The 23,485-nt window shown below is 52.9% G+C and carries 22 protein-coding genes and 2 pseudogenes; 5 read left to right on the top strand and 19 right to left on the bottom strand.

Going from position 1 to position 23,485, the window contains the following annotated elements:
- The first annotated feature begins 112 nt into the window (after positions 1–112).
- The 3 genes from NNN64_RS19825 to mutS all read left to right on the top strand — a co-directional run bounded on the left by NNN64_RS19825 (position 113) and on the right by mutS (position 4,208).
- Positions 113–916 (top strand): winged helix-turn-helix domain-containing protein, encoded by an 804-nt coding sequence (locus NNN64_RS19825; protein ID WP_271442483.1) that lies wholly within the window; start codon positions 113–115, stop codon positions 914–916.
- Positions 916–1,434, top strand: coding sequence for a hypothetical protein (locus NNN64_RS19820; protein WP_271442482.1), 519 nt, complete (start codon positions 916–918; stop codon positions 1,432–1,434). Before NNN64_RS19825 ends, NNN64_RS19820 begins: the two co-directional genes overlap by 1 nt.
- A gap of 206 nt (positions 1,435–1,640) precedes the next feature.
- Complete coding sequence (mutS, locus tag NNN64_RS19815; protein ID WP_271442481.1) at positions 1,641–4,208, top strand: DNA mismatch repair protein MutS; 2,568 nt, start codon at positions 1,641–1,643, stop codon at positions 4,206–4,208.
- Positions 4,209–4,328: 120 nt separating this feature from the next.
- Here the strand turns inward: mutS and NNN64_RS19810 are convergent, their stop codons facing one another.
- The 4 genes from NNN64_RS19810 to NNN64_RS19795 all read right to left on the bottom strand — a co-directional run bounded on the left by NNN64_RS19810 (position 4,329) and on the right by NNN64_RS19795 (position 7,088).
- Positions 4,329–4,481 (bottom strand): Hok/Gef family protein, encoded by a 153-nt coding sequence (locus NNN64_RS19810; protein ID WP_043017378.1) that lies wholly within the window; start codon positions 4,479–4,481, stop codon positions 4,329–4,331.
- 339 nt (positions 4,482–4,820) lie between these two features.
- Positions 4,821–5,057, bottom strand: coding sequence for a non-oxidative hydroxyarylic acid decarboxylases subunit D (locus tag NNN64_RS19805; RefSeq protein ID WP_271442480.1), 237 nt, complete (start codon positions 5,055–5,057; stop codon positions 4,821–4,823).
- Between the two features lie 10 nt (positions 5,058–5,067).
- Positions 5,068–6,495, bottom strand: a complete 1,428-nt coding sequence (locus NNN64_RS19800) for a non-oxidative hydroxyarylic acid decarboxylases subunit C (RefSeq protein WP_271442479.1) — start codon at positions 6,493–6,495, stop codon at positions 5,068–5,070.
- The gene (locus NNN64_RS19795; protein ID WP_271442478.1) at positions 6,495–7,088 is read right to left on the bottom strand and encodes a non-oxidative hydroxyarylic acid decarboxylases subunit B; all 594 of its coding nucleotides are present in this window, start codon (positions 7,086–7,088) and stop codon (positions 6,495–6,497) included. The genes NNN64_RS19800 and NNN64_RS19795 overlap by 1 nt, the downstream gene beginning before the upstream one ends.
- A 159-nt stretch (positions 7,089–7,247) precedes the next feature.
- Here NNN64_RS19795 and NNN64_RS19790 point away from each other — a divergent pair, with 159 nt between their 5' ends.
- Positions 7,248–7,652, top strand: a complete 405-nt coding sequence (locus NNN64_RS19790; protein WP_271442477.1) for a MarR family winged helix-turn-helix transcriptional regulator — start codon at positions 7,248–7,250, stop codon at positions 7,650–7,652.
- A gap of 96 nt (positions 7,653–7,748) precedes the next feature.
- Here the strand turns inward: NNN64_RS19790 and rpoS are convergent.
- From rpoS to cysD, 12 genes and pseudogenes are all read right to left on the bottom strand, one after another.
- Positions 7,749–8,741: pseudogene (gene rpoS / locus NNN64_RS19785) on the bottom strand (RNA polymerase sigma factor RpoS).
- Positions 8,742–8,802: 61 nt separating this feature from the next.
- On the bottom strand, positions 8,803–9,885 hold the full coding sequence (gene nlpD, locus NNN64_RS19780) for a murein hydrolase activator NlpD (protein ID WP_249357549.1): 1,083 nt from the start codon (positions 9,883–9,885) through the stop codon (positions 8,803–8,805).
- Positions 9,886–10,071: 186 nt separating this feature from the next.
- Positions 10,072–10,698: a protein-L-isoaspartate(D-aspartate) O-methyltransferase gene (locus NNN64_RS19775; protein ID WP_061068474.1), complete on the bottom strand. Its 627-nt coding sequence runs from the start codon at positions 10,696–10,698 to the stop codon at positions 10,072–10,074.
- Positions 10,692–11,453 (bottom strand): 5'/3'-nucleotidase SurE, encoded by a 762-nt coding sequence (surE, locus tag NNN64_RS19770; protein WP_202037906.1) that lies wholly within the window; start codon positions 11,451–11,453, stop codon positions 10,692–10,694. Before surE ends, NNN64_RS19775 begins: the two co-directional genes overlap by 7 nt.
- Positions 11,434–12,483 carry a tRNA pseudouridine(13) synthase TruD gene (truD, locus tag NNN64_RS19765; protein WP_271442476.1) on the bottom strand — a complete coding sequence of 350 codons (1,050 nt, stop codon included), beginning with the start codon at positions 12,481–12,483 and terminating at the stop codon, positions 11,434–11,436. Before truD ends, surE begins: the two co-directional genes overlap by 20 nt.
- Entirely contained in the window at positions 12,480–12,959 is a 480-nt protein-coding gene (ispF, locus tag NNN64_RS19760) for a 2-C-methyl-D-erythritol 2,4-cyclodiphosphate synthase (RefSeq protein WP_005130881.1), read from the bottom strand. The genes truD and ispF overlap by 4 nt, the downstream gene beginning before the upstream one ends.
- Positions 12,960–13,022: 63 nt before the next feature.
- A complete protein-coding gene (gene ispD / locus NNN64_RS19755) occupies positions 13,023–13,736 on the bottom strand; it encodes a 2-C-methyl-D-erythritol 4-phosphate cytidylyltransferase (RefSeq protein WP_271442475.1) in 714 nt (237 codons plus the stop codon).
- Between the two features lie 18 nt (positions 13,737–13,754).
- Positions 13,755–14,066 (bottom strand): cell division protein FtsB, encoded by a 312-nt coding sequence (gene ftsB / locus NNN64_RS19750; protein WP_003034163.1) that lies wholly within the window; start codon positions 14,064–14,066, stop codon positions 13,755–13,757.
- Between the two features lie 215 nt (positions 14,067–14,281).
- Positions 14,282–14,605 (bottom strand): DUF3561 family protein, encoded by a 324-nt coding sequence (locus NNN64_RS19745; protein WP_271442474.1) that lies wholly within the window; start codon positions 14,603–14,605, stop codon positions 14,282–14,284.
- A gap of 67 nt (positions 14,606–14,672) precedes the next feature.
- Positions 14,673–15,278 carry an adenylyl-sulfate kinase gene (gene cysC / locus NNN64_RS19740; RefSeq protein WP_271442473.1) on the bottom strand — a complete coding sequence of 202 codons (606 nt, stop codon included), beginning with the start codon at positions 15,276–15,278 and terminating at the stop codon, positions 14,673–14,675.
- Positions 15,278–16,705: pseudogene (cysN, locus tag NNN64_RS19735) on the bottom strand (sulfate adenylyltransferase subunit CysN). Before cysN ends, cysC begins: the two are co-directional and overlap by 1 nt.
- A gap of 9 nt (positions 16,706–16,714) precedes the next feature.
- On the bottom strand, positions 16,715–17,623 hold the full coding sequence (gene cysD, locus NNN64_RS19730) for a sulfate adenylyltransferase subunit CysD (protein WP_137382749.1): 909 nt from the start codon (positions 17,621–17,623) through the stop codon (positions 16,715–16,717).
- A 254-nt stretch (positions 17,624–17,877) separates the two neighbouring features.
- Between cysD and NNN64_RS19725 the strand changes: the two genes are divergently transcribed.
- Positions 17,878–18,921 (top strand): aminopeptidase, encoded by a 1,044-nt coding sequence (locus tag NNN64_RS19725; protein WP_271442472.1) that lies wholly within the window; start codon positions 17,878–17,880, stop codon positions 18,919–18,921.
- Between the two features lie 45 nt (positions 18,922–18,966).
- On the opposite strand, the gene cysH is transcribed toward NNN64_RS19725, so the two are convergent.
- The 3 genes from cysH to cysJ form a co-directional block, all read right to left on the bottom strand.
- Positions 18,967–19,701 (bottom strand): phosphoadenosine phosphosulfate reductase, encoded by a 735-nt coding sequence (cysH, locus tag NNN64_RS19720; RefSeq protein ID WP_271442471.1) that lies wholly within the window; start codon positions 19,699–19,701, stop codon positions 18,967–18,969.
- Between the two features lie 101 nt (positions 19,702–19,802).
- Positions 19,803–21,515, bottom strand: coding sequence for an assimilatory sulfite reductase (NADPH) hemoprotein subunit (gene cysI / locus NNN64_RS19715; protein ID WP_271442470.1), 1,713 nt, complete (start codon positions 21,513–21,515; stop codon positions 19,803–19,805).
- Positions 21,515–23,314 (bottom strand): NADPH-dependent assimilatory sulfite reductase flavoprotein subunit, encoded by a 1,800-nt coding sequence (gene cysJ / locus NNN64_RS19710; RefSeq protein ID WP_271442469.1) that lies wholly within the window; start codon positions 23,312–23,314, stop codon positions 21,515–21,517. The genes cysI and cysJ overlap by 1 nt, the downstream gene beginning before the upstream one ends.
- Positions 23,315–23,485 lie beyond the last annotated feature (171 nt).

Raw genomic sequence — 23,485 nt, 5'->3', positions numbered from 1 at the left:
TTGTTATATTATGCTATCAAATTGAAACACTGCGCGGTTCTGGCGTCTTTTTTGGACAAAGTGTTATCATAACCCACTGACCACTGGGTGCATCATCAAGAGCTGAGGCATTATGTCTGAGACTGGCAATGTCAGTTATCTAATTGAAAATAAAATAATCTTCACGCCAGGCACACAGTGTCTGACGCGGGTAGACCATCCCGAGCAGCAGATAAAACTTAAACACTCGGCATCACTATGTCTTTTATTACTTATTCAACATCGCGGAAAGGTTGTCTCACAGAACGAATTGCTGGAGTTTGGCTGGGGTAGCAATCATCGCCAGGTCAGCTTCAATGCCTTTTATCAGAGCATCCTGTCTTTACGCAAAAGCCTGCTGCAACTGGAACTGGAGCAAACGTTCATCACAACGATACCCCGCAAGGGACTGATTATTAACGAAGAGTTTGAAATCCTGGAGATTGCAACACCGGAGAGTGTCCCTTTAGCCATTGACATACCGGTAGCACCTGAGTCTGACTTAACCCCAGAAGCGGGTATAGAGGCGTTGCTGGCGGGGACACCACGTAAACCACGGGTAACGACCACTGAAACGATAATGATGGTGCTGACACTGATAATCTGCGTTCTGATCGTATTCCCGTGGAAAAGCGGTGATGATTATTTTTCCGGTTATATTGCTGCGCCACAAGTATCAACTGACTGTCAGTATTATTTTAATAACGATGCCAGCAATTTCTCCCGGCATACTGCGTTTATCGACAAAAATCCTGCGTTGTGTCAGGCCAATAAATTTATCTATATCACGACCTATCCGGAATCAAAAAAATTGTCGGTGCTATTGTGCCGCTCGCCGATGAAAGGCGAACAAGAAAACGCGTGTCAGTCTGTCTATTACCCACGGTATGATAGCTAATGAATTTACTTCCTCGCACTCCCCGCTTCCGTATCCAGACGGGTATAATCCTGATGCTTTGCCTTTGCGTAATTGCGATTGCCAGCATCTGGCGGCTCGGCAATAATCATAATCACCTGCATAATCTTTCCTGCCGGGCAGCCATTGATATCGTGCGTAATACCGCCTCATTTAAGGGGATCATTGATATCAAAAGCGGTGATACTAAAGGTATTGTGAATATTGATGGCATTATTAGTGACGCCACTAATAATGAACAGACTGTACAACGCATGGTGCTCTTTACACACTCCAGTTACGGCACCAGCCCGGTATGGGTCTCACAGAATATTCATGTATCAAACCGTGAAACGGCTCCCGCCAGTTTAATCCAGCAGATCCTGCCCGATTTCTTCCTGACCAACACCAGCGTCTCGAATGTCGATCTTTTCGCACTGAACAGAGATACCTATCTGATTACCAAAGAAGGGATCCCCTACCTGTACTGCCAGAATTATGCGCTGCCGGAAAATGAGTAATCGCCAGGCATTCTGGCGGTACAACCGACGGATGAATCTCAGTGGTTGTCGGTGATAAGATACAGCATTCAGTCTGAGCCAACGCTCGCCGTTACTGCCGTTTAGGCGGCTTTCGAATGACAAATTTGTGGGTTTATGTGAGTTTCCAGGGGCTCACATAAGACTTCCCCGGTACCCAAAAAGATTAAAAAAAGAGCAAAGGCGATATGAAAGAGTCACTTGATACGGACTTCTCCAACCATACCCCCATGATGCAGCAGTATCTCAAGCTGAAAGCCCAGCATCCGGAAATATTACTGTTTTACCGCATGGGCGACTTTTACGAACTGTTTTATGACGACGCGAAACGTGCGTCGCAGCTGCTCGATATCTCGCTGACCAAACGCGGCGCGTCTGCGGGCGAGCCAATCCCAATGGCGGGCATTCCCCACCATGCGGTGGAAAACTACCTCGCTAAGCTGGTCAATCAGGGGGAATCTGTCGCTATTTGTGAGCAGATTGGCGATCCGGCGACCAGCAAAGGGCCGGTTGAACGCAAAGTGGTACGCATCGTCACGCCAGGTACCATCAGCGATGAAGCACTGTTACAGGAACGTCAGGACAACCTGCTGGCCGCTGTCTGGCAGGACAGTAAAGGCTTTGGCTACGCCACACTGGACATCAGCTCCGGGCGTTTTCGCGTCAGTGAACCCGCAGACCGTGAGACGATGGCTGCGGAACTGCAGCGCACCAACCCTGCCGAATTGCTGTATGCCGAGGATTTCGCAGAAACGTCGCTGATTGAGGGCCGTCGTGGCCTGCGTCGCCGTCCACTGTGGGAATTTGAAATTGATACCGCCCGCCAGCAGTTAAACCTGCAGTTTGGTACACGGGATCTGATCGGCTTTGGTGTAGAAAACGCGCCGCGTGGATTATGTGCTGCCGGCTGCCTGCTGCAATATGTAAAAGATACCCAGCGCACCTCACTGCCGCATATTCGCTCCATCACCATGGAACGCCAGCAGGACAGCATCATTATGGATGCCGCCACGCGCCGCAATCTGGAAATTACCCAGAACCTGGCCGGTGGCGTAGAAAATACGCTGGCATCGGTGCTCGATTGCACCGTGACGCCGATGGGTAGCCGTATGCTCAAACGCTGGCTGCATATGCCGGTGCGCGATACGCAGATACTGATCGAGCGCCAACAGACGATCGGTGCACTGCAGGATTCCACCAGTGAGTTACAGCCGGTGTTACGTCAGGTGGGCGATCTGGAACGTATTCTGGCACGTCTGGCACTGCGTACCGCGCGTCCACGCGATCTGGCGCGTATGCGTCACGCCTTCCAGCAATTACCGGAACTGCGCGCTCAACTGGAAAACGTAAACAGCGCCCCCGTACAGATGCTGCGCGAAAAAATGGGCGAGTTCACGGAACTGCGTGAACTGCTGGAGCGTGCCGTGGTTGATGCCCCGCCAGTGCTGGTGCGCGATGGTGGCGTTATCGCACCGGGCTATAACGAAGAGCTGGACGAATGGCGAGCGCTGGCTGATGGCGCAACTGATTATCTGGACAGACTGGAGATCCGCGAGCGCGAGCGCACCGGCCTGGACACATTGAAAGTTGGATTTAACGCCGTCCACGGTTACTACATTCAGATCAGTCGTGGGCAGAGCCACCTGGCACCGATTAACTATGTGCGCCGTCAGACGCTGAAAAATGCCGAACGCTACATTATTCCTGAGCTGAAAGAGTACGAAGACAAAGTTCTGACCTCAAAAGGTAAAGCGCTGGCACTGGAAAAACAGCTGTATGACGAGCTGTTCGACATGCTGTTGCCGCATCTGGCGGATTTACAGCAGAGCGCCAGCGCACTGGCAGAGCTGGACGTGCTGGTCAACCTGGCCGAACGCGCGTATACCCTGAACTACACCTGCCCGACATTCAGCGATAAGCCCGGTATCCGTATTACCGAGGGTCGCCATCCGGTGGTGGAACAAGTGTTGAGCGAGCCGTTTATCGCCAACCCACTTAGCCTTTCCCCGCAGCGGCGGATGCTGATTATCACCGGGCCAAATATGGGTGGTAAAAGCACCTATATGCGCCAGACCGCGCTGATTGCATTGCTGGCCTACATCGGCAGCTATGTGCCGGCACAAAAGGTAGAAATAGGTCCAATCGACCGTATCTTTACCCGCGTGGGCGCGGCGGATGACCTTGCCTCCGGTCGTTCAACCTTCATGGTAGAAATGACCGAAACGGCCAATATTCTGCATAACGCCACTGAGAACAGCCTGGTGCTAATGGATGAAATTGGACGCGGGACCTCTACCTATGACGGTTTATCTCTGGCCTGGGCTTGTGCTGAAAATCTGGCGAATAAAATCAAAGCACTCACGTTGTTTGCTACCCACTACTTCGAGCTGACTCAGTTACCGGAAAAAATGGAAGGCGTAGCGAACGTACATCTGGATGCGTTAGAGCATGGCGATACCATCGCCTTTATGCACAGCGTACAGGATGGCGCGGCAAGTAAGAGCTATGGTCTGGCGGTCGCGGCACTGGCTGGCGTTCCGAAAGAGGTTATCAAACGCGCACGGCAAAAACTGCGCGAGCTGGAAAGCATCACGCCAAACGCAGCGGCAACGCAGGTTGATGGCACGCAAATGTCACTGCTCAGTACCCCGGAAGAGACATCACCAGCCGTTGAAGCACTGGAGAATATTGACCCGGATTCGCTGACACCGCGCCAGGCGCTGGAGTGGATCTATCGGTTGAAGAGTCTGGTGTAACGTTGTAATGCCCGATGGCGCTTTGCTTATCGGGCCTGCAACAACTGGCGCGCACTTCGGGAATGGGTGCGAGAGGACAAAACCAGGCCATCAAGATGCGGGGTTTCCCCCGCGTTGTTGCTACTTCTTCGGTTCGTAAGCGAGAACAGCTTTAAACTCCATATTACGCTCTTTGATACTTAACTCGCACAGCGAATCTCGTACCATTAACGTAAATCCCAGCACCGTGAAACACAGCACTACAATTGCCACCAGGGCATATTTTGTCAGCATGTCTTGCCTCCCTGCAAAGAAGAGACTAACATCCAAATGGTCTAGGTTTGTACGCTAGCCTCAGGTTGATAGAACTATCTCCTGGGGCTTTTGTCTTTCCGGGACCTTGCAAATGCTCAAAGCTCAGAAAGCCTCAAGCACCCGCCGCCATTCTATTCCAGGTGTCATCTCCTCGAACAAATTAAGCCATTTGCTACGAGCCTGCTCGCAAAATAACAAGCCCCGGATATTCCGAGGCTTAATATTGGTATGTTCTGCCCGATGACGCTTTGCTTGTCGGGCCTACAAATACCGCTAAATGTAGGCCGGGTAAGGCGAAGCCGCACCCGGCAATGTTGATTAGCGCTTATCTTCCGCCAGCAGCGGTGGGATACTCGGCACCATCGGTGCTTCATCAATATCCTTCTGCGTCATGCGAAACGCCTGCGGGTAGTGCTCACGGCTGGTACGACGTAGCGGTTCGGTATCACGCCAGGTGTACAGACAATGCTGACACTGATATACCGTCCAGACACCTTTCACCGGCGAGACCGCCATCAATTCTATGTGTTCATCAGCACAACGTGGACAAATCATCTGCATCTCCTTATTTATGGTTGGCCAACATGGCGGTCAGCTTTTCAGCCCAGGCTTGAGTCTCAGGTAAATCACATACCGGCTGGCTGTAATGGCCACGGTTATCCGGGGCAACCGGAGTAGTGGCATCAATAATCAGCTTGTCAGTGATACCTGCCGGGCTGGAGCCTGGGTCCAGTTCCAGTACTGACATATTCGGCAACTGCACCAGATCGCCCGCCGGGTTAACCTTCGACGACAGCGCCCACATCACCTGCGGTAAGTTGAACGGATCAACATCCTCATCAACCATAATCACCATCTTCACATAGCCCAGGCCATGCGGCGTCGTCATCGCCCGCAACCCCACAGCACGGGCAAAGCCGCCGTAGCGTTTTTTGGTGGAGATAATCGCCAGCAAACCGTGGGTATACATGGCGTTAACCGTCTGCACTTCAGGGAATTCTGCTTTCAGTTGCTGGTACAACGGCACACAAGTCGCCGGGCCCATCAGGTAATCGATCTCCGTCCACGGCATGCCGAGATAGAGTGATTCAAAAATCGGCTTCGTACGGTAGGATACTTTATCAATGCGCACCACGGTCATGTTGCGCCCGCCAGAGTAGTGACCGGTAAATTCACCAAATGGCCCTTCTATTTCACGCTTGCGACTTTCGATGACCCCTTCAAGGATCACTTCAGACCCCCACGGTACGTCAAAACCAGTGAGCGGCGCGGTGGCGATCGGGTACGGGCTTTCACGCAGCGCCCCCGCCATTTCGTATTCAGACTGATCGTACTTCAGCGGCGTCGCCCCCATCAGAGTGATGATCGGATCGTTGCCAAGGGTGATCGCAATTGGCAGATCTTCGCCGCGTTCTTCCGCTTTATGCAGGTGCAGCGCGATATCGTGCATCGGCACCGGTTGCAGGCCCAGCTTACGCTTGCCTTTTACTTCCATACGGTAAATACCGACGTTCTGCTTACCGAAATTATCGACATCCAGCGGATCGCGTGAAACCACGCAGGCTTTATCAAGGTAGAAACCACCGTCGCCATCGTTCAGACGAAACAGCGGCAGAATATCAAACAGGTTAATATCATCGCCGTCGACGCTGTTTTCCGCCCACGCCGGATTGGCGCGACGTTCTGGTGCAACCGGAAATTTATCCCAGCGGCGAATAAATTCATCGATCTGTTTTTTCACCGGCGTATTCGGTGGTAAACCCAATGAAATTGCGTGGTTCTGCCATGAGCCGATAGTGTTCATCGCCACTCGGGCATCGGTAAATCCACGAATGTTGTCAAACCACAGCGCAGGCGCGCCGTCACCAATACGTCCGGTGGCATTGGCAGCAGCCGCTAAATCCGGTTCGGCGTTCACTTCTTCACTGATTTTCAGCAATTGTCCCTGGTCGTCCAGCGCTTGCAAAAAGCTGCGCAAATCATCAAATGCCATTACTCATTCTCCTGTGAAAAATTCTGCGCCTGCCGTAATCCCTGCCAGCGACGGGCGTTTGGGTGTTCCAGACCAAACTGATCGAGAACGCGAGCAACAATATGCTGCGTAATGTCATCGACCGTTTGCGGATGGTTATAAAACGCGGGCATCGGCGGAACCATTGCGACGCCCATACGGGAAAGTGCGAGCATATTTTCCAGATGAATGGTGCTCAGCGGCATTTCACGCGGAACCAGCACCAGCTTGCGCCCTTCTTTTAGCACCACATCAGCAGCACGCCCCACCAGTCCGTCCGCATACCCAGCCCGAATACCGGCCAGCGTTTTCATGCTACAGGGGATAACAATCATGCCGTCGGTCCGAAACGAGCCGGAGGAGATACTCGCCGCCTGGTCCGCCGGATGGTGGCAGTAGTCCGCCAGCGCAGACACATCGTGAACGCTGTACGGCGTTTCCAGCTCAATGGTCGTTTTCGCCCACTTCGATAACACCAGATGCGTTTCCACTTCCGGCATTTGCCGCAGCGCCTGTAGCAACGCCACACCAAGCGGTGCTCCTGTTGCCCCGGTCATTCCTACGATGAGTCTCATTCAACCTCTCAATATTGTTCGTGTACGAACATTTTGCTTAACATACTCCCACAACCGACTCCGGGCAAGGACACCTGGCACAGATAGCTAAAGTCGCGCTTGTTAAAAAAGTGCGCGTTACCCGCTATGATAGAGACCGATCGTTTGCCCGGAGTTCCCATGGAGTTACGTAATACCGCGTTTCATTTACTACGCCAGCTTTTTCAAAAGCATACGGCTCGCTGGCAGCATGCGTTACCGGAACTGACTAAACCTCAGTACGCAGTGATGCGGGCCATTGCTGAACGTCCTGGTATCGAGCAAGTTGACTTAACAGAGGCCGCGGTGAGCACGAAAGCTACGCTTGCGGAAATGCTGAGCCGGATGGAAAGTCGAGGGCTGGTAAAACGCGAGCACGATCCGACAGATAAGCGCAGACGATTTGTCTATCTCACGCCAGAGGGTGATACATTGCTTACCCATGTGACACTGCTGGGAGACGGTATAGATAATGAGTTTCTCGGGCGGCTTAGCGCGCAAGAACGCGAGCAGTTTACGTATCTGGTGCGTAAAATGATGGGGTAATGTCCCGGATAGCGGCTCCGCCTTATCTGGCCTGCATATCCGCTAAAGAAAAAGGCCAGTCCCAATGAGACTGGCCTTTCTTGATAGAACTTGTGCTTACTCGCGGAACAGCGCTTCGATATTCAGCCCCTGCGTCTGCAGGATTTCACGCAGACGACGCAGACCTTCAACCTGAATCTGGCGAACACGTTCACGGGTCAGGCCAATTTCACGGCCCACATCTTCCAGTGTCGCAGCTTCGTACCCCAGCAAACCAAAACGACGTGCCAGCACCTCACGCTGTTTGGCGTTCAGTTCGAACAGCCATTTGACGATGCTCTATTTCATATCATCGTCTTGCGTGGTGTCTTCCGGACCGTTTTCCTTTTCGTCGGCCAGAATATCCAGCAACGCTTTTTCGGAATCGCCACCCAGCGGGGTGTCTACCGAGGTAATGCGCTCGTTGAGTCGGAGCATACGGCTGACGTCATCAACCGGTTTATCCAGTTGTTCCGCAATCTCTTCTGCGCTCGGTTCGTGGTCCAGTTTATGCGACAACTCACGCGCAGTACGCAGATAGACGTTCAGCTCTTTTACAATGTGAATCGGCAGTCGGATCGTTCGGGTTTGATTCATAATCGCCCGTTCGATCGTCTGGCGGATCCACCAGGTTGCGTATGTTGAGAAGCGGAACCCGCGCTCAGGGTCAAACTTCTCGACGGCACGGATAAGCGCCAGATTGCCCTCTTCAATCAGGTCCAGCAATGCCAGACCACGATTGCCATAACGACGAGCAATTTTCACCACCAGACGCAGGTTACTTTCAATCATGCGGCGGCGAGAAGCGACATCTCCACGCAGTGCGCGACGCGCAAAATAAACTTCTTCTTCGGCTGTTAACAGTGGTGAATAACCAATCTCACCAAGGTAAAGCTGAGTCGCGTCCAACACACGCTGTGTGGCCCCCTGCGATAACAGCTCTTCTTCAGCCAGGTCGTTATCACTGGGTTCCTCTTCACTCAAGGCTTTTTCATCAAAAGCCTCTACTCCGTTCTCATCAAATTCCGCATCTTCATTTAAATCATGAACTTTCAGCGTATTCTGACTCATAAGGTGGCTCCTACCCGTGATCCCTAACGGAACTAGCACGTGAAAGCCTGGTTCCGCCGAATTATCGCTGCGGTAAATAGCGCAGCGGGTTTACGGATTTCCCCTTGTAACGAATTTCAAAATGCAAGCGTGTAGAACTGGTTCCGGTGCTACCCATGGTAGCTATCTTCTGCCCCGCCTTGATTTCTTGTTGTTCCCGGACCAGCATTGTATCGTTATGGGCGTAGGCACTCAGGTAATCATCGTTGTGTTTGATGATAATAAGATTACCGTAACCACGCAGCGCGTTACCGGCATACACGACGCGTCCATCTGCGGTCGCGACAATAGCCTGTCCTTTGCTGCCTGCAATGTCGATCCCTTTATTGCCACCTTCGGTAGCTGCGAAGTTTTCGATCACTTTGCCGTCAGTCGGCCAGCGCCAGGTAGAGATCGGCGAACTGGTAGAAGTTGAGCTTGCAGTCGATTCGGTTGCACTAACTGCCGGAGCCGTTACAGGCGCTGTGACGACGGTCCCAGCAGGCTTGTTGTTCGGCAACATTTTGTTAGCACTTTGTTCACCTGAATCCTCAGAATACGTAATTGTTGGTTTCGAAGCAACAGCAACGGTGGAATTTTGTGCAGGGTTGGTCACAACTCCTTGCTGTGCTGCATCCGCCTGGGTGATGGCATTTCCACCGGTAATCGGTGCACCCGACGCGTTGCCCACTTGCAGAGTTTGTCCGACATTCAGGCCATACGGGGCCGGAACGTTATTGCGTTGTGCGAGGTCACGGAAATCGTTCCCGGTAATCCAGGCAATATAGAAAAGCGTGTCGCCTTTCTTAACAGTATAGGTACTGCCACCCGTATAGCTACCTTTCGGAATATTCCCATACTGACGATTGTACACAATCCGCCCGTTTTCCATCTGGACAGGCTGTTCTGCAACCGGCTGAACCTGTGTAGGCTGAGTCGCCGGGCGTTGCACCGGTTGGATCTGTGGCGTTTGTTGTACTGTCGCCGTTGATCCCATTTTTGGTGGAGGCGTAATCAGCATACCGGAGCTGGTGTTCGATGATGAGTTGCCGCCAACAGAGCTGACCGGCGCTGGTGGATTCGAGGTGTTTGAACAACCTGCCAGCCATAATGAAACCAGTGACAATGCCGCAATACGGCGAACGGTAAATTTGTGGCTTCCCGCGCTCATTTATCCCCCAGGAAAATTTGGTTAATACCCAGTGACGTAATCACCGTGCAAGGCATCGGACTGGACACTGGAAAACGTGACCACGATACGCTTACTAATTCCAGAATATCCAGGAAAACTCCAGGTATTCAGCAGCGTTAGCTACGCTAACTCCCCTTTGACTAAGGGAACAAAGCGTACGGCCTCCACGGTGTCGATAATAAATTCGCCTCCCCGACGACGAACCCGTTTCAAAAACTGGTGCTCATCGCCCACGGGCAAGACGAGAATGCCGCCTTCATCCAACTGCATCATCAATGCCGTTGGGATCTCAGGCGGTGCTGCCGTCACAATGATAGCGTCAAACGGCGCTCGAGCTTGCCAGCCTTGCCATCCATCACCATGACGGGTCGAAACATTATGTAAATCAAGCTGCTTCAGGCGACGACGCGCCTGCCATTGCAAGCCTTTAATGCGCTCAACAGAGCACACGTGATGCACCAGATGCGCCAGGATCGCCGTCTGGTAGCCAGAGCCAGTACCAATTTCCAGTACCCGGGATTGCGGCGTTAGCTCCAGCAGCTCGGTCATGCGAGCCACCATATAGGGCTGTGAGATGGTCTGCCCCTGGCCAATCGGCAGGGCGATATTATCCCAGGCCTTATGTTCAAACGCCTCATCAACGAACTTTTCACGCGGCACGGCGGCGAGCGCATCCAGGACATGTTCATCTCTGATGCCCTGCGCACGTAATTGTTCAAGGAGAGTGTGTACGCGTCTGCTTACCATTGCGTGTCGACTCCCACGCTGTCTAACCAGTCAGAAACAACCTCATGCGCACCGTATGCGGTTAAATCAACATGCAGTGGCGTGATTGAAACATAACCTTCATCAACGGCAGCAAAATCCGTATCCGGACCGGCATCGCACTTCTCGCCCGGCGGCCCGATCCAATACAGCGTATTACCACGCGGGTCCTGCTGTGGGATCACCTGATCCGCCGGATGACGGCTGCCGCAGCGGGTGACCCGCATACCTTTGATCTGATCCAGGGGTAAATCCGGCACGTTGATATTCAGAATGCGTCCGGTGCGCAGCGGTTCGCGGCTTAACGCGCGTAAAATCCGGCAGGTTATCGCCGCAGCGGTATCGTAGTGTTTATGCCCATCGAGCGAGACCGCCAGCGCAGGGAATCCGAGATGACGACCTTCCATTGCTGCCGCCACGGTACCGGAATAGATAACATCATCGCCCAGATTAGGACCTGCGTTAATTCCAGACACGACAATGTCCGGACGCGGACGCATTAATGCGTTCACGCCCAGGTAGACGCAATCGGTAGGTGTCCCCATTTGCACGGCGATATCGCCATTATCAAAGGTGAAAGTGCGAAGCGAGGATTCCAGCGTCAGCGAGTTAGACGCGCCACTGCGGTTACGATCCGGGGCAACCACCTGTACGTCAGCAAACTCACGCAGCGCTTTCGCCAGCGTTTGTATACCGGGTGCGTGGACCCCATCATCGTTACTCAGCAATATACGCATAATCACCCATTGTGTTAATAAGTTCCCTTACAACACTGGTGGCGAAGCTACCTGCCGGTAGCCAGAAGCGCAACTCAACGGTTACGTCATCCCACCAGTTCCAGCTTAATTGTTGTGGATACAGCAACATAGCGCGGCGCGACGCCTCAACTTTCTCGCGCAATAACAGAGACAGTAGCGCGGTTTCGTCAGCAATAGCAGCCTCTTCAAACGCCAGAGCATCGCGCTGAGTTCCCCACTCACCGCAGCCCGGTAGTGCCGCTGTTACCATCAATTCTTTTTCATCAACACGACGCTGTAATTCGGTCTGTTCGTCCCGTGTGGCGACAAACCAGCTTCCGCGTCCCGACAATTGTAGCGCATCGCCGTCAACAACTTGATTAAAGTCTGTTTTTTTCAAGCGTTCATTGACTATCTGATTAAACAACGCGCTACGGGCTGCCGACAACCAAAAACTGCGTTTATTGCGATCGCGCACCGGCGCATCGCTTTGTGCCCAGCGCAGCGCACCTTGCAGGTTGCTGCCGCCGATACCAAAACGTTGGGCACCAAAATAGTTCGGGACGCCGCGCTCGCTAATCGCCTGTAAACGCGCTTCAACATCATCACGCTCGCTCACTTCACGCAACACCAGCGTAAAAGCGTTGCCTTTCAGTGCGCCTAAACGCAGCTTACGCTTGTGGCGGGCGTACTCCAGCACTTTACAGCCTTCCAGCTCAAATTTGCTTAAATCGGGCATTGCATTGCCCGGCACGCGCGCGCACAGCCACTGCTCGGTGACAGCATGCTTATCTTTCTGTCCGGCAAAGCTTACTTCGCGGGCGTGGATTTTAAGGAATTTGGCCAGCGCGTCAGCCACAAAACGGGTGTTACAACCGTTTTTCAGAATACGCACCAGAACGTGCTCGCCTTCGCCATCCGGTTCGAAGCCTAAATCTTCGACGACGACAAAGTCTTCCGGGTTTGCTTTCAGAACTCCGTGGCCAAGTGGTTTACCATGGAGATAGGTCAGATTTTCAAACGCAGTCATTTCGTTGCCTTAATGAGTAACGCCACCGCTTCACAGGCAATCCCTTCCCCACGCCCGGTAAAACCGAGTTTTTCCGTGGTGGTCGCTTTCACGTTAACATCATCCATATGGCAGCCGAGATCCTCGGCAATAAACACCCGCATTTGCGGAATGTGCGGCAGCATCTTCGGTGCCTGGGCAATAATAGTGACATCCACATTACCAAGCGTATAACCTTTAGCCTGAATACGCCGCCAGGCCTCACGCAATAACTCGCGGCTATCGGCACCTTTGAACGCTGCATCGGTATCCGGGAAGAGTTTACCAATGTCACCCAACGCCGCTGCACCCAGCAGGGCATCGGTTAGCGCATGTAACGCCACATCGCCATCAGAATGCGCCAGCAGTCCTTTTTCATACGGGATGCGCACACCACCAATGATAATTGGGCCAACACCGCCAAAGGCGTGTACGTCAAAACCGTGTCCAATTCGCATTATGCATTCTCCTGATAGACACATCATCCTTCAAGCCGCCTTTGTGTTGGCCGCCTCGGTACATCATGAATGATGCTGTGTAGGGGTTGTTCGGGTCAGATAAAATTCCGCCAGCGCCAGATCTTCCGGACGGGTGACTTTAATGTTGTCAGCGCGTCCTTCAACCAGCAGCGGATGAAAGCCGCAATATTCCAGTGCCGAAGCCTCATCCGTAATGGTTGCGCCTTCGTTTAACGCTCGAGTCAGGCAATCGTGTAACAGCTCGCGTGGGAAATACTGCGGTGTCAACGCATGCCATAAATCAGTACGTTCGACCGTATGAGCAATCTCGGTCTTACCAGGCTCCGCACGTTTCATGGTGTCGCGTACGGGGGCCGCCAGGATACCGCCGATACGGCTGGTTTCACTTATTGCCAGTAAGCGGGCTAAATCATCCTGATGCAGACATGGCCGCGCGGCATCATGCACCAGTACCCACTGAGCGTCTCCAGCGGCTTGCAAACCGGCAAGAACAGAATCGGCACGCTCATCGCCGCCATCCACCACGGTAATTTGCGGATGCGCTGCAAGTGGAAGTTGGGCAAAGCGGCTGTCGCCGGGACTGATCGCGATGACGACACGCGTCACCCGGGGATGCGCCAGTAGCGCATCAACCGAGTGTTCAAGAATGGTTTTATTGCCAATTGAGAGGTACTGCTTAGGACACTCCGTCTGCATTCGGCGGCCAAATCCGGCAGCCGGCACCACGGCGCAAACGTCCAATAAAGTGGCTGCCATGTTAAATCCTTGGCTGGTTTATCGATTGTTTTGCCCTGCGGTCTGTGCGCGTTTAGACGCGTCAGGGACCAGGCGATAAAACGTTTCGCCCGGCTTAGTCATGCTGAGTTCGTTGCGTGCGCGTTCCTCGATAGCTTCCTGACCGCCATTGAGATCATCAATTTCAGCAAAGAGCTGATCGTTACGCGCTTTAAGTTTCGCGTTTGTAGCTTGCTGCGCAGCAACATCATCGTTGACGCGACTATAGTCATGTATGCCGTTCTTACCGAACCACAGCGAATACTGTAGCCAGACCAATAAAGCCAGCAACAGCAGCGTTAGTTTACCCATCCTGCCCCCTGAAAAACGGCATTAACATCCCATAACTTCCGTTGACGATTTTACGTCTGCGGGCGGGAATGCCGCGACAACGCGGGCAAATGTACCACATTTGCCCGTTGTTACGTATACCCCGTGTAAGGAGAACATAATCTCATTGTTGGTTACGGTTTGAATTAGAGCTGCCGGTATGCAGCACCACTCACCATGGAAAAAGGGAAGAGAACCTAGCCCAGCAGCCACAGGAACAATGCGCCAAACATCGACCCAACCACCAGCAGGGTAAACGTAACGCTTAGCAGCAGCCGTCCCTTCAAAAGCGAATGCAGGGCAATACCCGCCACAATGGCGACGGGCAGCAACGCGAGGAAAAAAGGCCAGGTATAAAGGAAGAAAAACAGCGTATTAGGACCATACATCAGGCACGGGAACCCCAGCGCCAGCAACCACGCCGCAAAACCGACAACGGCACCCGGTAGTGACCAGGTGGTTTCGTCGTCGGCGGCGAAAGTCTCTGACTCTGTGATAGTAATGTTATGGCTGTTGCGCATATCTAATCCTGTGACCATGACTGACCGGGCGTACCTGTTTTAAAATCGCGAGGAGTCCGGTGGTGTCTCAGGATCTGATAATATCTTCCTGCCTCAGCAGGTCTAATAATTGAGAGACCAAATTTGTTACTAATTGTTCACCATTCAGATGAATCTCTGGCGATTCAGGCGCTTCGTATACCGAGTCAATTCCAGTAAAATTGCGCAACTCACCCGCCCGCGCTTTTTTATATAGCCCTTTTGGATCACGTGATTCACAGGTTGCCAGCGGTGTATCGACAAACACCTCTATAAAACGCCCATGACCCACACGTTCGCGAACCATCTGTCGTTCAGCACGATGAGGGGAAATAAAGGCCGTCAGTACCACCAGCCCCGCATCCACCATCAGGTTAGCCACTTCCCCAACCCGGCGAATATTCTCCTTGCGATCGGCATCGCTAAATCCGAGATCGCTGCACAGACCGTGGCGCACGTTATCGCCATCCAGCAGATAAGTGCTAACCCCCTGCTTGTGCAGCGCTTCTTCCAGCGCTCCCGCTACCGTGGATTTACCCGAACCAGAGAGTCCGGTAAACCACAGCACAACACCACGATGGCCGTGGTGTTGCTCCCGCTGTTGCGGCGTAACAGGATGGGCATGCCAGACGACGTTTTCGTCATGCAGCGCCATTATTTTCCTCCCAGCAGATCGCGCGCACCCCAGTGTGGGAAGTGACGACGCACCAGCGCATTGAGCTCCAGTTCAAACGCACTGAACTGGGATGCTGTGGCCGGCTCCTGGACGATCGGCTCGCGAACCAGTCCTGCCCCAACGGTGACGTTCGTCAGACGGTCAATGATAATCAGGCCGCCCGTGACCGGATTATGCTGATAGGTATCCAGCACCAGCGGTTCATCAAACGTCAATCTCACCAGGCCAATACCGTTCAGCGGTAAGGCTTCGACTTCACGCTGGGTCAGGTTATTGATATCAACCTGATACTCCACGCTATCAACACGCGCACGCGTCTTCTTGCCCGCCACTTTGATGTCATAGCTCTGCCCTGGCGACAGTGCCTGCTCCGCCATCCACACCACATCAACGGCAGCGCTTTGCACCGCCGGCAGCGTTTCCTGGGCATCAAGCAGCAGGTCACCACGACTGATATCGATCTCATCTTTTAGCACAAGGGTAATGGCTTCACCTGCATGCGCTTCCTGCAAATCGCCATCAAACGTGACAATCCGGGCGACGCTCGACTCAACGCCAGACGGTAACACTTTGACGCGTTGTCCTACCCTCACGCTACCGGAGGCCAGTGTTCCGGCATAACCACGAAAATCAAGATTTGGGCGGTTCACATACTGCACCGGGAATCGCATCGGCTGAGTATCGACAACACGCTGGATTTCAACGGTTTCAAGCACTTCCAGCAGCGTCGGACCGCTGTACCACGGCATGCTGAAACTTTGCGACGCCACGTTGTCACCTTCCAGTGCTGAAAGCGGTACAAAACGGATATCCAGGTTGCCCGGCAACTGCTCTGCAAAGGTCAGATAATCTTCACGAATGCGGTTAAATGTCTCTTCGCTAAAATCCACCAGGTCCATTTTGTTGATCGCAACGATCAGATGTTTTATTCCCAACAGCGTAGAAATAAAGCTATGACGGCGGGTCTGATCCAACACGCCTTTACGTGCATCGATCAGCAGGATCGCCAGATCGCAGGTCGACGCACCGGTTGCCATATTGCGGGTGTACTGCTCATGGCCGGGAGTATCCGCAATGATAAATTTGCGTTTTTCGGTGGAAAAATAACGGTAGGCCACGTCAATAGTGATGCCCTGTTCGCGCTCGGCCTGCAAGCCATCAACCAACAGCGCCAGATCGAGCTTCTCGCCCTAGGTGCCGTGACGTTTACTATCATTGTGCAGCGATGAAAGCTGATCTTCGTAGATCTGTCGGGTATCATGCAACAGACGCCCAATCAGGGTACTTTTCCCATCATCCACGCTACCGCAGGTTAAAAAACGCAGCAGGCTTTTGTGTTGTTGGGCGATCATCCAGGCTTCAACGCCGCCTTCATTAGCAATTTGTTGTGCAAGTGTCGTGTTCATGGCGGCTCCTTAGAAATACCCCTGACGTTTCTTCAGCTCCATGGAGCCCGCCTGGTCGCGGTCAATCACGCGGCCCTGACGTTCACTGGTGGTTGAGACCAGCATCTCTTCGATGATTTCCGGTAGCGTCTGCGCGTTAGACTCCACTGCGCCAGTGAGTGGCCAGCAGCCGAGAGTACGGAAACGCACCATCCGCTTTTTGATAACCTCACCAGGCTGCAGATCGATTCTGTCGTCATCAATCATCATCAACATGCCGTCGCGCTCAAGCACCGGACGCTCTGCGGCGAGGTACAGCGGAACAATGTCGATGTTTTCCAGCCAGATGTACTGCCAGATATCCTGTTCCGTCCAGTTAGAGAGCGGGAATACGCGAATGCTTTCGCCTTTGTTAATCTGGCCGTTGTAGTTATGCCACAGCTCCGGACGCTGGTTTTTCGGGTCCCAGCGATGAAAACGATCGCGGAAGGAATAGATGCGCTCTTTCGCGCGCGATTTCTCTTCATCACGGCGTGCGCCGCCGAATGCTGCGTCAAAACCGTATTTGTTCAGCGCCTGCTTCAACCCCTCGGTTTTCATAATGTCGGTATGCTTGGCGCTACCGTGGACAAATGGATTTATCCCCATCGCCACCCCTTCCGGGTTTTTATGCACCAGCAGTTCGCAGCCGTAGGCTTTTGCCGTGCGGTCACGAAACTCATACATCTCGCTGAATTTCCAGCCGGTATCAACGTGCAGCAGAGGAAACGGCAGTGAACCAGGATAAAACGCTTTGCGCGCCAGATGCAGCATTACGCTGGAATCCTTGCCGATGGAATACATCATCACCGGATTCGAAAACTCGGCGGCCACCTCACGAATGATATGGATGCTCTCCGCTTCCAGTTGCCGCAGGTGGGTAAGTCGTTTTTGATCCATAACCGTTCCTATGTATTGCCGTTATTTTGCTAACGAAGTTCAGATAACCTGACTATAGGGAGGGCAAGAGAGCGAATGAAATTACGAATTGGAATGAGTAGTTCCTCAAAGGAATAACGATCTGGAAAAGCAAATATCAAAAAGTGCTTAAGCCGCCGGATTTCGGGCATTTAGGAGCAAATGAAATTGTTTTACCTCGATCACGGTTTCATACTAACGGCTGAAAATTTCTGCTTGGTATTTAAGGACTCACTATGTTTTCCGCATTGCGCCACCTGACTACCGCCCTGGCGCTCGGCGCGTGCTTTATCCTTCCCGCACAGGCAACCTCTTCGAAGCCCGGAGATATGGCAAATACTCAGGCCCGATATATCGCAACATTCTTCCCTGGCCGCGTGACGGGCTCTCCGGCAGAAATGCTCTCTGCTGATTATTTACGTCAGCAATTTCAGCAGATGGGCTATCGCAGTGATATTCGGACGTTTAATAGCCGTTATATTTATACCGCCAAAGACAACCGTAAGAACTGGCATAACGTTACGGGCAGTACCGTCATTGCAGCGCATGAAGGCAAAGCGCCGCAGCAGATTATTATCATGGCGCATCTCGACACTTACGCTGCGCAGAGCGATGCCGATTCCGATGCTAATCTGGGCGGATTAACCTTGCAGGGCATCGACGATAACGCCGCAGGTTTGGGCGTCATGCTGGAGTTGGCTGAAAAACTAAAAAATGTGCCGACACAGTACGGCATTCGGTTTATCGCCACCAGCGGTGAGGAAGAAGGCAAACTGGGTGCAGAAAATATCCTTAAACGCATGAGTGCGGCAGAAAAGAAAAATACGCTGCTGGTTATCAACCTCGATAACCTGATCGTCGGGGATAAGCTCTACTTTAATAGTGGGAAAAGAACCCCGGAAGCCGTACGAAAACTGACGCGCGACCGGGCGCTGGCAATTGCACACAGCCGCGGTATCGTCGCCAGTACCAACCCGGGCCTGAACAAAGATTATCCGAAAGGAACCGGATGTTGTAACGATGCCGAGGTCTTCGACAAAGCGGGAATCGCCGTGCTCTCGGTAGAAGCAACCAACTGGAGCCTGGGTAAAAAAGACGGCTATCAGCAACGCGCCAAAACTGCCTCTTTCCCCGCCGGTAACAGCTGGCACGACGTGCGTCTGGACAACCAGCAGCATATCGATAAAGCACTTCCAGGCCGGATTGAACATCGCAGCCGCGACGTAGTACGCATCATGCTGCCGCTGGTGAAAGAACTGGCAAAAGCGGGTAAATCCTGAAGAGGTGGTCCGGTAGGATGTAAATCTTACCGGACCACTTTCCTGTTACCCTTCGTGCAGCCCACACTCGCGCTTCAGCCCGAAGAAACGCGTCTCTTCTTCTGCCATGCCTGGCTCCCATTTACGCGTCGTGTGGGTATCACCCACTGACAGGTAGCCTTGATCCCACAGCGGATGATATTTCAGACCGTGTTTTTGCAGATACTGGTATACCGTACGGTTGTCCCAGTCGATAATCGGCAGCACTTTAAATACGCCGCGCTGAATAGCCAATACCGATAGATGTGCACGGCTACCGGACTGCTCGCGGCGCAGACCCGCAAACCAGGTTTGTGCATTCAGTTCTTTCAGCGCCCGGTTCATGGGTTCGACTTTGTTGATGTCATTGTATTTCTCAATGCCTTCAACGCCCTGCTCCCACAGCTTGCCGTAGCGCGCTTCCTGCCAGGCCGCGCTCTCTTTCGCTCGGTAGACCTGCAGGTTGAGTTTGAGTTTATCCGTTAACTCATCAATAAACTGGTAGGTTTCCGGAAATAAATAGCCAGTGTCGGTGAGGATCACCGTGATATCCGGGCGAATCTGGTTCACCAGATGCAGGCTGACCGCCGCCTGAATACCAAAACTTGATGAAAGGACATATTCGCCGGGCAGATTTTCCAGCGCCCATACCACGCGTTCTTCCGCGCTCAGCTTTTCCAGTTGGCTGTTGGTTTCTGCCAGTGCCATAACACGCTCAACTTTTGGCAGTGCGTTTAAGCCGTTTAGATCGAGTCTGGACATAAGTTCCTCGCTGTATATCTTGCCTGATGGCGCTTCGCTTATCAGGCCTACAGTCTACGTAGGCCTGATAAGGCATTTATGCCGCCATTCGGCAATTCGGGTTATTCCCAGAAATCACGCGCTGGATCGAGCACCGGGCGAACAATGCCCGCACGCACTGTAAAATCACCGAAGCCTTCACCCGCTTCGCGCTCTTTCGCCCAGCGCCCAATCAGTTCATCCAGCGAAGCCAGAATTTCCGGCTCTGTGATATTTTCTTTGAACATCCGTGGGATACGAGTCCCGATACGGTTTCCGCCCAGATGCAGGTTATAGCGCCCAGGCGCTTTACCCACCAGCCCCACTTCCGCCAGCATGGCACGACCACAGCCGTTCGGGCAGCCCGTGACTCGCATGACAATATTTTCATCACTTAAATCATGCTTCGCCATCAACGTATCAATGTTGTCGATAAACGTAGGCAGGAAACGTTCTGCCTCGGCCATTGCCAGCGGACAGGTCGGGAACGATACGCAGGCCATTGAGTTTTCACGCTGTGGGGTCACCGCATTCATCAGGCCGCTTTTCTGCGCAATCTTCTCAATCTTCGCCTTATCACTTTCCGGGACACCGGCAATGATCAGGTTCTGGTTCGCGGTAATGCGGAAATCCCCTTTGTGGATCTTCGCGATCTCCAGCAGACCGGTTTTCAGCGGGCGGCCCGGATAATCCAGGATACGACCGTTTTCAATAAACAGCGTCAGGTGCCAGTTATTGTCGATCCCTTTCACCCAGCCGATACGATCGCCGCGACCGGTGAACTCATACGGACGAATCGGCTCGAATTTGATCCCCGCACGACGTTCAACTTCTTCTTTAAACGTCTCGACTCCTACCCGCTCCAGCGTGTATTTGGTTTTCGCGTTTTTACGATCGGTACGGTTACCCCAGTCACGCTGCGTGGTCACCACCGCTTCTGCCACTGCTAAGGTGTGTTCCAGCGGCAGATAACCAAACTCACTTGCGGTGCGCGCGTAGGTTTTCTTGTTACCGTGCTCAATAGACAGTCCACCGCCAACCAGCAAGTTAAAGCCCACCAGCTTGCCGTTTTCGGCAATCGCTACGAAGTTCATATCGTTAGCGTGCAGATCAATGTCGTTCTGCGGCGGGATCACCACCGTCGTTTTAAACTTACGCGGCAGATAGGTCTGACCGAGGATCGGCTCTTCATCCGTCGTCGCGACTTTTTCCTGATCCAGCCAGATCTCAGCATAAGCGCGGGTACGGGGCAGCAAGTGTTCAGAGATTTTTTTCGCCCACTCGTACGCTTCAGCATGCAACTCAGACTCATACGGGTTGGAAGTGCACAGCACGTTACGGTTCATATCGTTGGCGGTCGCCAGCGCGTCCAGCCCCACTGAATGCAGCATCTGATGCACCGGTTTAACGTTCTTCTTCAGAATACCGTGAAACTGAAACGTCTGGCGGTTCGTCAGACGAATACTGCCGTAAATCGTGTTGTCGTGGGCGAATTTATCAATCGCCTGCCATTGTTTGGTGGTGATGACTCCCCCCGGCAGGCGGCAGCGCAGCAGCATCGCATGACGCGGCTCCAGCTTCTGTTCGGCACGTTCGGCGCGAATATCACGGTCGTCCTGCTGGTACATACCGTGAAAACGGATCAGCAGAAAGTTATCACCTTTGAATCCGCCGGTGAGGCCGTCATTTAAATCTTCGGCAATGGTGCCGCGCAGATAATTGCTCTCCAGCTTCATACGTTCAGCGTCGGACAGCTTACCTTCGACCACCAATGGTCCTGGATGTTTTTCGCTCATTAGTAGACATCTCGCTGATAACGGCGCTCAACGCGCAGCTCACTCAAAAATTCATCCGCCGCTTCGATATCCATTGCACCGAATTCGGCAATCACTTCCAGCAAAGCCTGCTCAACGTCTTTCGCCATGCGATTGGCGTCGCCGCAGACATAAATGTGCGCACCGTCATTAATCCAGCGCCACAGTTCTGCACCCTGTTGGCGCAGTTTATCTTGTACGTAGACTTTATCTTTTTGATCACGGGACCAGGCAAGGTCGATACGGCTGAGTACACCTTCTTTGACGTAACGCTGCCATTCCACCTGATACAGGAAATCTTCAGTAAAGTGCGGATTGCCAAAGAACAGCCAGTTTTTCCCTTCTGCACCGTCTGCGGCACGTTGCTGCATAAAGGCGCGGAACGGCGCAATCCCTGTTCCAGGCCCGATCATAATGACCGGTGTTTGCGGATTTTCCGGCAGGCGGAAGTTGTCGTTATGCTCAATAAACACACGCACTTCGCCCTCTTCTTCCACGCGATCTGCAAGGAAGCTGGAGGCACCACCTGCACGCGCGCGGCCTTCAACGTCGAAACGCACGGCACCAACGGTGATATGTACTTCGCTTTCCACTTCAGCCTGGGATGAGGCAATGGAGTACAAGCGTGGCGTCAGCGGACGCAGCAAGCCAATTAACGCGTCAGCATCGAGTTGTGCCGGGGAGAAACGCAACATATCGACAATGGGGGTGGTTGTAGCGTAATGCTGTAATTGCGCTTTATCGCCTACCAACGGCAACAGCGTTTCGCTGCGCGTCAGGGTGGCATAGTTTTCCACGATATTGGCCGTGTTGACGGTCAATTCGAAATACCACTCCAGCGCGTCAGCGAGCGGCAGCGTTTTGCCATCAACGGTGACCGGCTCAGTACCTTTCAGCCACAGCAGTTCCACAATTTCTTTGACCAGGGCCGGATCGTTCTGATACCAGACACCCAATGCGTCGCCTGGCTGATAGCGCAGGCCAGAATCACCCAGATCAATTTCGATATGACGTACATCTTTTTCAGAGTCGCGTCCGGTAATTTTCTGGTTCACCGAAAGTGTTGCACTCAACGGTGCTTCTTTAGTGTAAGGACTGGTGTGCACCTCGTTAACCGCACCGCTCGCAGCAGCCTGTGCAGACGGTGCAACAGGCGCACGCGCCTTCAGTAAATCAACCAGGCGGGCACGCCATTCTGCCGCCGCCGATTGATACTCGACATCAGCGTCAACGCGGTCCAGCAAGCGTTCACCACCCAACTCTGCCAGTTTCGCATCAAAGTCTTTACCTGACTGGCAGAAAAATTCGTAAGACGTATCGCCAAGGCCAAATACGGCAAAAGCCGTGTTTTCAAGCTTCGGCGCTTTTTTAGAAAACAAGTATTTATGCAACGCAACGGCTTCTTCCGCCGGTTCACCTTCTCCCTGAGTCGATGCCACCACGACCAGCAATTTTTCATTGGCAATTTGTTTGAATTTATAATCGCCAGCATTGATCAGGGTGACATTGAGCTGCGCAGCGATCAGATCGTCGCGTAAGGCTTCCGCCACGCGACGTGCATTACCGGTTTGCGAAGCCGAGATGAGTGTAATTCCTGGCATTTCAGCGACAGGCGCAGGCGCTGCAGCATTCGTTCCCGGCTGCTGATTCAGCACGCCCCAGAAATAGCCAGACACCCACGCAAGCTGTGTGGGAGTGAAATCAGTCGTGGCCGCCTGAAGGCGTGCCAGTTGCTCCGGGTTTAGCGGAAGCAAAGCGGAAGGTGGGGCCTGTGTCGTCATGCGTTGTCATGTTCCAGTAAGCAAAGCGGATTTCAGCAATAAAACCCAAACTGAAGATAAGGTTAACGGCGGTGATAGTAACAACTAAAGAAGGGATAGAAATAACAAATAACCAAATGAACTAACCTGTTTTAGTTATCGTTATTAACAGCAAAACAGATTATATAAGCA

The organism is Citrobacter sp. Igbk 14, from assembly GCF_028069825.1.
GTDB lineage: Bacteria > Pseudomonadota > Gammaproteobacteria > Enterobacterales > Enterobacteriaceae > Citrobacter.
The sequence above is the reverse complement of the archived record's forward strand: the minus strand, read 5'-3'. Positions and strand labels throughout refer to the sequence as shown.